This window comes from Mesorhizobium sp. M7A.F.Ca.US.006.04.2.1 (assembly GCF_004022915.1).
GTDB lineage: Bacteria > Pseudomonadota > Alphaproteobacteria > Rhizobiales > Rhizobiaceae > Mesorhizobium > Mesorhizobium ciceri.
The window spans coordinates 1-6,123 of record NZ_RZQA01000347.1 but is presented as its reverse complement, the minus strand read 5'-3'; the positions used below and the strand labels follow the sequence as shown (position 1 = coordinate 6,123).

Here is a 6,123-nt window from a genome sequence, read left to right as displayed (position 1 = left end):
GAGCGAGAACTGCGCCGCCGCCGGCTGGCCGGTGGCAGCAGCATTGCGCACCGCCGCGACGGCCGCATCTTTACGCGGGCCGAGTGGCCCGACGGGCCTGCCAAACGCATCGGAGCGGCAGATCGGATCATCCGGCTCGCCCGGGCAGCCGCGCGAGATGGTGGCCGACAACACGCAATGTTTGCCGCTGCGTGCCGCCGCCACGAAGAGGTCGCGCATGGCAGGAAACAGCACTTCGGGCGGCCCGACCAGCAAGGTCGAGATGTCGTCGGTCTCGATCCTGAGTTTGTCGCGCCAGGGATCGAGCGCACCGAGCGCGCCAAGGATGACACCGACGAAATCGTCGGTCATGGGATATAGGGAAATCTGTGCGCCTGAAAACATCGCCCGCCTCGCTCCGCTGGTATTACCCAGATCAGCTTCTAGGGTCTGTGGGCTTGCCGCCCCCGTCTCAGCCCCGACCGTACGGAGCACCCCTGTGGATGTGCGCCTTAAAGCATCATTCGAGTTGAAGGAAAAGCCGTTTTTTTATCGCACTGCGCCAAAAGCATTGCGCCAGGGCGGGAGCGGTTGGCTCTGCCGGCGCGAGAATTTATCGGGAACCTTCACCAGGCCGCGAGGTTGTCCCACCAGTCGCTACGCGACGAGTTCACAGACAATGGAGACAAACCATGTTCATGAAAATCCTCGCAGCTTCGGCGCTCACCATTGGCCTGGCGACATCGGCCATGGCGCAGAGCAATGGCACAAGCGGCACCGACGGATCCGGCGGCAGCGGCAAGTCGGTCACCGTCGACCCAAATACGCCGGCTTCGCCGAACACGGTAGACCCCGGCACGACCAACAGTACGACGGTAGCACCGGGCGCCACGAATTCAAACGCGGATGAAAATTGCCCTGCCCATCCGCAGGGCGCACAGCCCGATGCCAGTGGTACGTCGCCGGGCACCACCGCGCCGACAGTTAACGACAACCATTGCGGCAAGTAGGAATTGCAATGAAAAGAAGCCGCGGAGCGAGCGCTCCGCGGCTTCTCAAATCCTGTCGTATCAGTGTATCTACGGCACCGCTTTTTCCCGAACCGGCAGCTTCCACCCCGGCCTGACGAAGTGGCAGGTGTATCCGTTGGGATATTTCTCCAGATAGTCCTGATGCTCGGGCTCGGCTTCCCAGAAGGGGCCAACGGGTGCGACTTCGGTGACGACCTTGCCCGGCCACAGGCCCGAGGCATCGACATCGGCGATCGTGTCCTCGGCGATGCGCTTCTGTTCGTCGCTGGTGTAGTAGATAGCCGAGCGATAGCTCATCCCGACATCGTTGCCCTGACGGTTGCGGGTCGTCGGATCGTGGATCTGGAAGAAGCGTTCCAGCAGCGTGCGATAGCTTATGATGGCCGGATCGAAATTGATCTCGATGGCTTCGGCATGGCTGCCGTGGTCGCGGTAGGTGGCGTTGGGCACGTCGCCGCCGCTGTAGCCAACACGGGTGGAAATGACGCCGGGATAGCGCCGTATCAAATCCTGCATACCCCAGAAGCAGCCACCGGCAAGGACTGCGCGTTCGGTCGAAGTCGCCATATCACGTCTCCTCAAAGGCAAGTTTGTCTGGACATAGATGGGCATTGTCACCTGCTTCGTCCAGCGGACCGGCGGATCTGCTTCAGTTGCTCGGTCGGGCGAGGCCGTCGATAGCACCCGGCAACTGCCGCGCGCCAGGCGGAATGGCGGCGAAGCTGATCGCCACCGGCGGCGCCTTGAGCGACCAGTCGAAAAGAACGGTTTTGACCGGGATGTCGCCCACCCACGCCTGCAGATAAGATGGCACATCGCGCCCGGGCCAGACCAGCAATATGCCATGCTCGCGCAGCCGCTCCTTGGTGATCCAGGGGGCGTACTGCATGTTCAGTTCGGTGAAGATCGACGGCTTGTCATAGGCATTGAGGCCCGCCAGCGGCGCAATAAGGGCATGGCCGCCGACGATGTCGAGCCGATCGGGCGTCGCAGCGTGCCAGACAGCCTCTGCCTCATCCGAGATCTTTTGCGCCGGCCAGCAGACGGCGTCCATGCGCCCACGCAGATTGCATTTCGTCCAGCGGATGCCCGCATAGGCACCGGATATGCCGACAATGGAGATGAGCGCGCAGATCGCCAGCTTTCGCATCTCGATGGCGCCGAGGCGATGGCCCAGCAAGGCGAGCGCCACAACGCCAGCAAGATTGTACATCGGCGCGCCCCAGGCCTCGCCGGCGCCGGTGAACAGGGACGCCACCATGACGAGGATCGCCGGGCCAACCCCCATCCACAAGAGATAGACCAGCGTGCCGCGCCCGACGGGCTTTTGCGGCGCGGGCGAGCGCCGCAGCAGCCCTGATATCGCCAGCACCAGAAGAAAGCCGCCGAGCCCGGCCATCTGGACGCCGATATAATAAAAGCGGGAGCGATGGGCCACCACCCACTGATCGCGCCAGGCGGCATAGGTCAGCGGCAGGAAATCGACGCGGCAGAGTTCGGCGGCCAGTGGAGCGGCGACAGCGCCGAAAACCGCGAGCCCGAGCCATGGCCAGGGCGTGGCGAGCCGACTGCGTGCGCGTGTGTCCGACAGCAGCCAGATCGCCCCGAAAAGCAATAATAGGCCGGTGGAAAGCTTGGCATAGAGCCCGACGCTCGACACCAGCCCGAGCGCCAGCCACCAGCCCGGCCCACCACCACGGCCCGCACGCCACAACAGCCAGCAGATAGCGGCCCAGAAGGGCATCTGCGCGTAGTCATGATTGAACTGTGGGGTCGGCCAGCCGAAGAAATAGAGCGACGGCATCAGAAGCACGGCGGCCAGCGCGCGGGTTCGCCCGAGCATGTCGCGGGCCAGCAGATAGACTAGCACGAAAGTGGCCGAGATCGTTAGCTGAGCCACGAGATATTGCGGCCAGCGGAACGATCCGGTCAGAAGATGGCTGATCTCGAGCAGCCAGCCGGGAAGCTGTGGATGCTTGTAGGTCAACAGCACCCATTCGCGGCCCCACATGAAGCCTTCGACGACATCGTTGGGCGGTGACACGTCGACAAGCGCGGGCGCCACGGTCCAGCACAGGATCTGTGTCAGGCATAAAAGCGCTAGGCCGGCTTCTGGATAGCGCGTCAGCCCCTGCCAGATCGACGACTGCCGCCAGTCGCCTGGAACAGAACTGCCGACCGGCAGCCAACCGTTCATGGGTTCGTCGATTCGCGTCATGCGGTGGATAAATCACACCGGACGGTTTTTGGAACAGCCCAGAACTCGAAGCTTACGAAAATGTATACTTGGGTGACCATGGCAAAACCAAGATTGAGGCAGAGTTTCGCGCCACCATGCCGCCTCTCTCATCATCACATGCCAGCAGGACAACAATGGAACACGCCGTCCCGGAGCGCCCTGAACATGCCGGGCACGGCGCATCGGGCGTGATCGCGGCAGGCGTCGCCTACGCCTGACCGGTTCCCGTCCCCAAAAAAGCATCCAGGATTTGATAAATGCGCCACCACCATGCCATCATCCACTACCGTGCGCTCGATTTCTGGATGGCCCGTGCGGCCGTTCTCGTGATCATCTGCCTGCAGCTTCTGGTCATCAACAATCTCTCATTCGGGCCGCGCTGGCTAGCGCCCGCACTGGAGGCCGCTCTGCTGCTGCCCTTGTCGGTGGCCACCGCCTGGACACAGGCCGCCACCCGCAAGGCGGTCGAGGACCACGAGTGGCATGCGATCGGCCAGTTTCGGGTCATGATCCGCAGAACAGCCCTGACCATGACCGCCATCATCAGCATCATGAACTGCGGTTCGCTGGTCCTGCTGGTGCGTGCCTTGCTGGAGGGCCATGGCGGCAACAGCGGCACGACGCTGCTGATCGACGCACTCAACATCTGGGTCACCAACGTCATCGTCTTTGCCTTGTGGTTCTGGAGCACCGACCGCGGCGGCCCGCCGACCTGCGGCCTCGTCAAGCTTGCGCAGGCCGATTTCCTGTTCGCGCAGATGACGTTGAACGACCGTGACCTCCGAGATTGGCTGCCCGGTTTCGTCGATTATTTCTTCCTCGCCTTCACCAATGCGACAGCGTTTTCGCCCACCGATACCTTGCCCCTTTCCCAGCGCGCCAAGCTGCTGATGATGGCCGAGGCCATGATCTCGCTGCTGACCATCGCGCTGGTCGCGGCACGCGCGGTCAACATCCTCGCTTGATCGGCCCGACACGCGAAATAGCCCGCCCGGCGCACCGGAACGGGCTATTTTGGGTTGCCTTCGACAGTTGAAATGCAGCGCCGGACTAGTGGCGCTTGCCCAGCCTATAGCTGTTGCCGCCCAGCAGGTTCACGCCGAGCCCGCTCAGAACGCCACCGACGATGCCGGTCTTGTTGCCGTTTAGAATGCCTGAGACGACATTGCCGCTCAGGATGTTGTTGCCGCTGAGCACGTCGTTCAGCGCGGTGATCTTGCCAAGGTCGATGGACGGCGAAACATTGATCAGGCGGCTCGAATTGCCTCCCCAGCCGCCCGAACCTCCGCACCCACAACCTGCCTCGGCGGCTCCAACGGACGATGCAACTGCAACAGCGGCGAAAATAACAGTGAACTTGTTCATGAAAGCTACTCCCGTTTGATGATGGAGATGGCTTCCGTCTTCTGTGGTCTACCTCTTGCTTAACAATATATGAACACTTCATCCGCTCAAGTCTTTATCCAGTTTCGGTGCTTCAATCAAAAATTAACAATAATCATTATGCATAACCGACATGATTAACTTGCTTATCACAACGGACGATGACGAGACCGGTCAACTCGAATGCCGCTCAGCAATGGCCGATCGGAAATGCAAAAAGCCCGCCCCGGCGTGAGCCGAAGCGGGCAGCGGTCGGTCCTGGAAATGAGAGCCACGCCGCGCCAGGTCCACCTGTCTCGGTAATTCCGTCAGGCAGCAGCCAACAGACGACGCGGTGCCAACAGCTACTCCTCCACCCCCGGTTTGAATCTCCGCACCACAAACTCGAACAGCACGTCCGAAATCCACATCGCACAGACGCCGATCAGGAAGGCGGCCGCCAGCGTGGTGGTGTCGTCGGCGGGATCGGGCATCGGCAGGCCGGCGATCCTGGCGTAGGAAACCGCCGGCAGCGTCAGATAAGCTGCCGCAAGCGCACCGCAGATCGGCGAGGCCACCATTTCGCGCAGCTTGTAGCGATGCCGCGACAGCGCGCGCAGAACGCCGCCGGCGAGACCCGCCGCCACGACCGGTCCCTTGATGCCGAGCAGGTCGAAAAGATCGTTCATCATGGCCTCCAGCCGCAAAGTTTCTGGCCCTTTTCGTTGTGAGCCAGGATCGCCGCCACCGACGCGTCGGAAAGGGCCGCCGCCTCTGCCCTTGTCGGCCGGATGGGATGCCCGGCCGCGCAGAACGATCCACCTGATGTGGTGCAGCCGGCCAGCAGGAGCGAGAGCGCTATGATTTTGACCATCTGGCCAGCCTCCCTCTGTTGTCGTCCGGCGCCCGGCCGGCGACGGCATCGTCGATCTCCTGGGCTTCGGTGCGCGCCGCGGCGTCGGCGGCATCCTGCCTGGCCTTCTGGTTGGCCTTGCCCTTGGCGTAGGCCGTCCAGACACCGGCGAGCGCGGCGCCCATTGCCAGAAGATACGGCCAGGCCTGGCCAAGCAGCGCGAAAGCGAGTGTTCCCATCTCATGTCTCCTTGGCCGGCGCGACCATGCCGCGCGGCCCGTCACGCACCGCGTTGATGATGATCTTGGCAAGGGCAATGGCGCCGCTGATCTGAAGGGCAGTGCGGTCGCTCACGCCGAGCAGCGTCCAGTCAAAGCCGGCGAGCGCGCCGCCGCAGATGATGGCGATCAGCGTGTTGAGGAGATTGTGCAGCGCATTGGTGTTGAACCATGTCATCGAAACAGGCTCCCGAAAAAATCGGCGATCTGATGCCGGACGGCCGCGAGCGCTCCGGCCATGAGAACGAGGATGCCGGCCACGGCAGCCGTCTTGCCGCCGGGCGTCGGCTGCTCGAGACGAACCGACGGCGCCCCATTGGCCGATGTTTCGACCCTGGGCGGCGCCGCCGCGGTCACCGGTGCGGCGGCGCCGCCCAGGGT

General features: G+C 62.9%; 10 protein-coding genes, 1 pseudogene and 1 riboswitch. Of the genes and pseudogenes, 2 read left to right on the top strand and 9 right to left on the bottom strand.

Annotation, left to right across the window (positions count from 1 at the left end):
- A partial coding sequence (locus tag EN925_RS18975; protein WP_245487241.1) for a Ykof family thiamine-binding protein occupies nt 1-384 on the bottom strand: 384 nt, incomplete at its 3' end.
- A riboswitch (TPP riboswitch) is annotated at nt 375-488 on the bottom strand. Its footprint overlaps the gene before it by 10 nt.
- Nucleotides 489-671: 183 nt before the next feature.
- Here EN925_RS18975 and EN925_RS18970 point away from each other — a divergent pair.
- Nucleotides 672-989, top strand: a complete 318-nt coding sequence (locus tag EN925_RS18970) for a hypothetical protein (protein WP_013530794.1) — start codon at nt 672-674, stop codon at nt 987-989.
- A 69-nt stretch (nt 990-1,058) separates the two neighbouring features.
- On the opposite strand, the gene msrA is transcribed toward EN925_RS18970, so the two are convergent.
- Nucleotides 1,059-1,577, bottom strand: coding sequence for a peptide-methionine (S)-S-oxide reductase MsrA (gene msrA / locus EN925_RS18965; RefSeq protein WP_064993901.1), 519 nt, complete (start codon nt 1,575-1,577; stop codon nt 1,059-1,061).
- An 82-nt stretch (nt 1,578-1,659) separates the two neighbouring features.
- Complete coding sequence (locus tag EN925_RS18960; RefSeq protein ID WP_127369709.1) at nt 1,660-3,207, bottom strand: glycosyltransferase family 39 protein; 1,548 nt, start codon at nt 3,205-3,207, stop codon at nt 1,660-1,662.
- A 299-nt stretch (nt 3,208-3,506) separates the two neighbouring features.
- On the opposite strand from EN925_RS18960, the gene EN925_RS18955 reads away from it, so the two are divergent.
- A complete protein-coding gene (locus EN925_RS18955) occupies nt 3,507-4,214 on the top strand; it encodes a hypothetical protein (protein WP_127369710.1) in 708 nt (235 codons plus the stop codon).
- 85 nt (nt 4,215-4,299) lie between these two features.
- Here EN925_RS18955 and EN925_RS18950 read toward each other — a convergent pair whose 3' ends face one another.
- The 6 genes and pseudogenes from EN925_RS18950 to EN925_RS18925 all read right to left on the bottom strand — a co-directional run.
- On the bottom strand, nt 4,300-4,614 hold the full coding sequence (locus EN925_RS18950) for a hypothetical protein (protein WP_127384743.1): 315 nt from the start codon (nt 4,612-4,614) through the stop codon (nt 4,300-4,302).
- 362 nt (nt 4,615-4,976) lie between these two features.
- A complete protein-coding gene (locus EN925_RS18945) occupies nt 4,977-5,300 on the bottom strand; it encodes a hypothetical protein (protein ID WP_013530789.1) in 324 nt (107 codons plus the stop codon).
- On the bottom strand, nt 5,300-5,485 hold the full coding sequence (locus EN925_RS18940; RefSeq protein ID WP_013530788.1) for a hypothetical protein: 186 nt from the start codon (nt 5,483-5,485) through the stop codon (nt 5,300-5,302). The genes EN925_RS18945 and EN925_RS18940 overlap by 1 nt, the downstream gene beginning before the upstream one ends.
- Entirely contained in the window at nt 5,470-5,703 is a 234-nt protein-coding gene (locus EN925_RS18935) for a phage-related exported protein (RefSeq protein ID WP_013530787.1), read from the bottom strand. Before EN925_RS18935 ends, EN925_RS18940 begins: the two co-directional genes overlap by 16 nt.
- Before the next feature lies 1 nt (nt 5,704).
- Nucleotides 5,705-5,920: a hypothetical protein gene (locus tag EN925_RS18930; RefSeq protein WP_063168557.1), complete on the bottom strand. Its 216-nt coding sequence runs from the start codon at nt 5,918-5,920 to the stop codon at nt 5,705-5,707.
- Nucleotides 5,917-6,123 (bottom strand): annotated as a pseudogene (locus tag EN925_RS18925) (hypothetical protein); the annotation flags it as partial. The pseudogene EN925_RS18925 and the gene EN925_RS18930, both read right to left, overlap by 4 nt.

Excerpts from the sequence above, each read along its gene's own strand:
- msrA (WP_064993901.1), bottom strand. The coding sequence starts at position 1,577 with ATGGCGACTTCGACCGAACGCGCAGTCCTTGCCGGTGGCTGCTTCTGG.
- EN925_RS18930 (WP_063168557.1), bottom strand. The coding sequence starts at position 5,920 with ATGACATGGTTCAACACCAATGCGCTGCACAATCTCCTCAACACGCTG.
- EN925_RS18950 (WP_127384743.1), bottom strand. The coding sequence starts at position 4,614 with ATGAACAAGTTCACTGTTATTTTCGCCGCTGTTGCAGTTGCATCGTCC.
- EN925_RS18940 (WP_013530788.1), bottom strand. The coding sequence starts at position 5,485 with ATGGTCAAAATCATAGCGCTCTCGCTCCTGCTGGCCGGCTGCACCACA.
- EN925_RS18955 (WP_127369710.1), top strand. The coding sequence starts at position 3,507 with ATGCGCCACCACCATGCCATCATCCACTACCGTGCGCTCGATTTCTGG.
- EN925_RS18935 (WP_013530787.1), bottom strand. The coding sequence starts at position 5,703 with ATGGGAACACTCGCTTTCGCGCTGCTTGGCCAGGCCTGGCCGTATCTT.
- EN925_RS18970 (WP_013530794.1), top strand. The coding sequence starts at position 672 with ATGTTCATGAAAATCCTCGCAGCTTCGGCGCTCACCATTGGCCTGGCG.
- EN925_RS18945 (WP_013530789.1), bottom strand. The coding sequence starts at position 5,300 with ATGAACGATCTTTTCGACCTGCTCGGCATCAAGGGACCGGTCGTGGCG.
- EN925_RS18960 (WP_127369709.1), bottom strand. The coding sequence starts at position 3,207 with ATGAACGGTTGGCTGCCGGTCGGCAGTTCTGTTCCAGGCGACTGGCGG.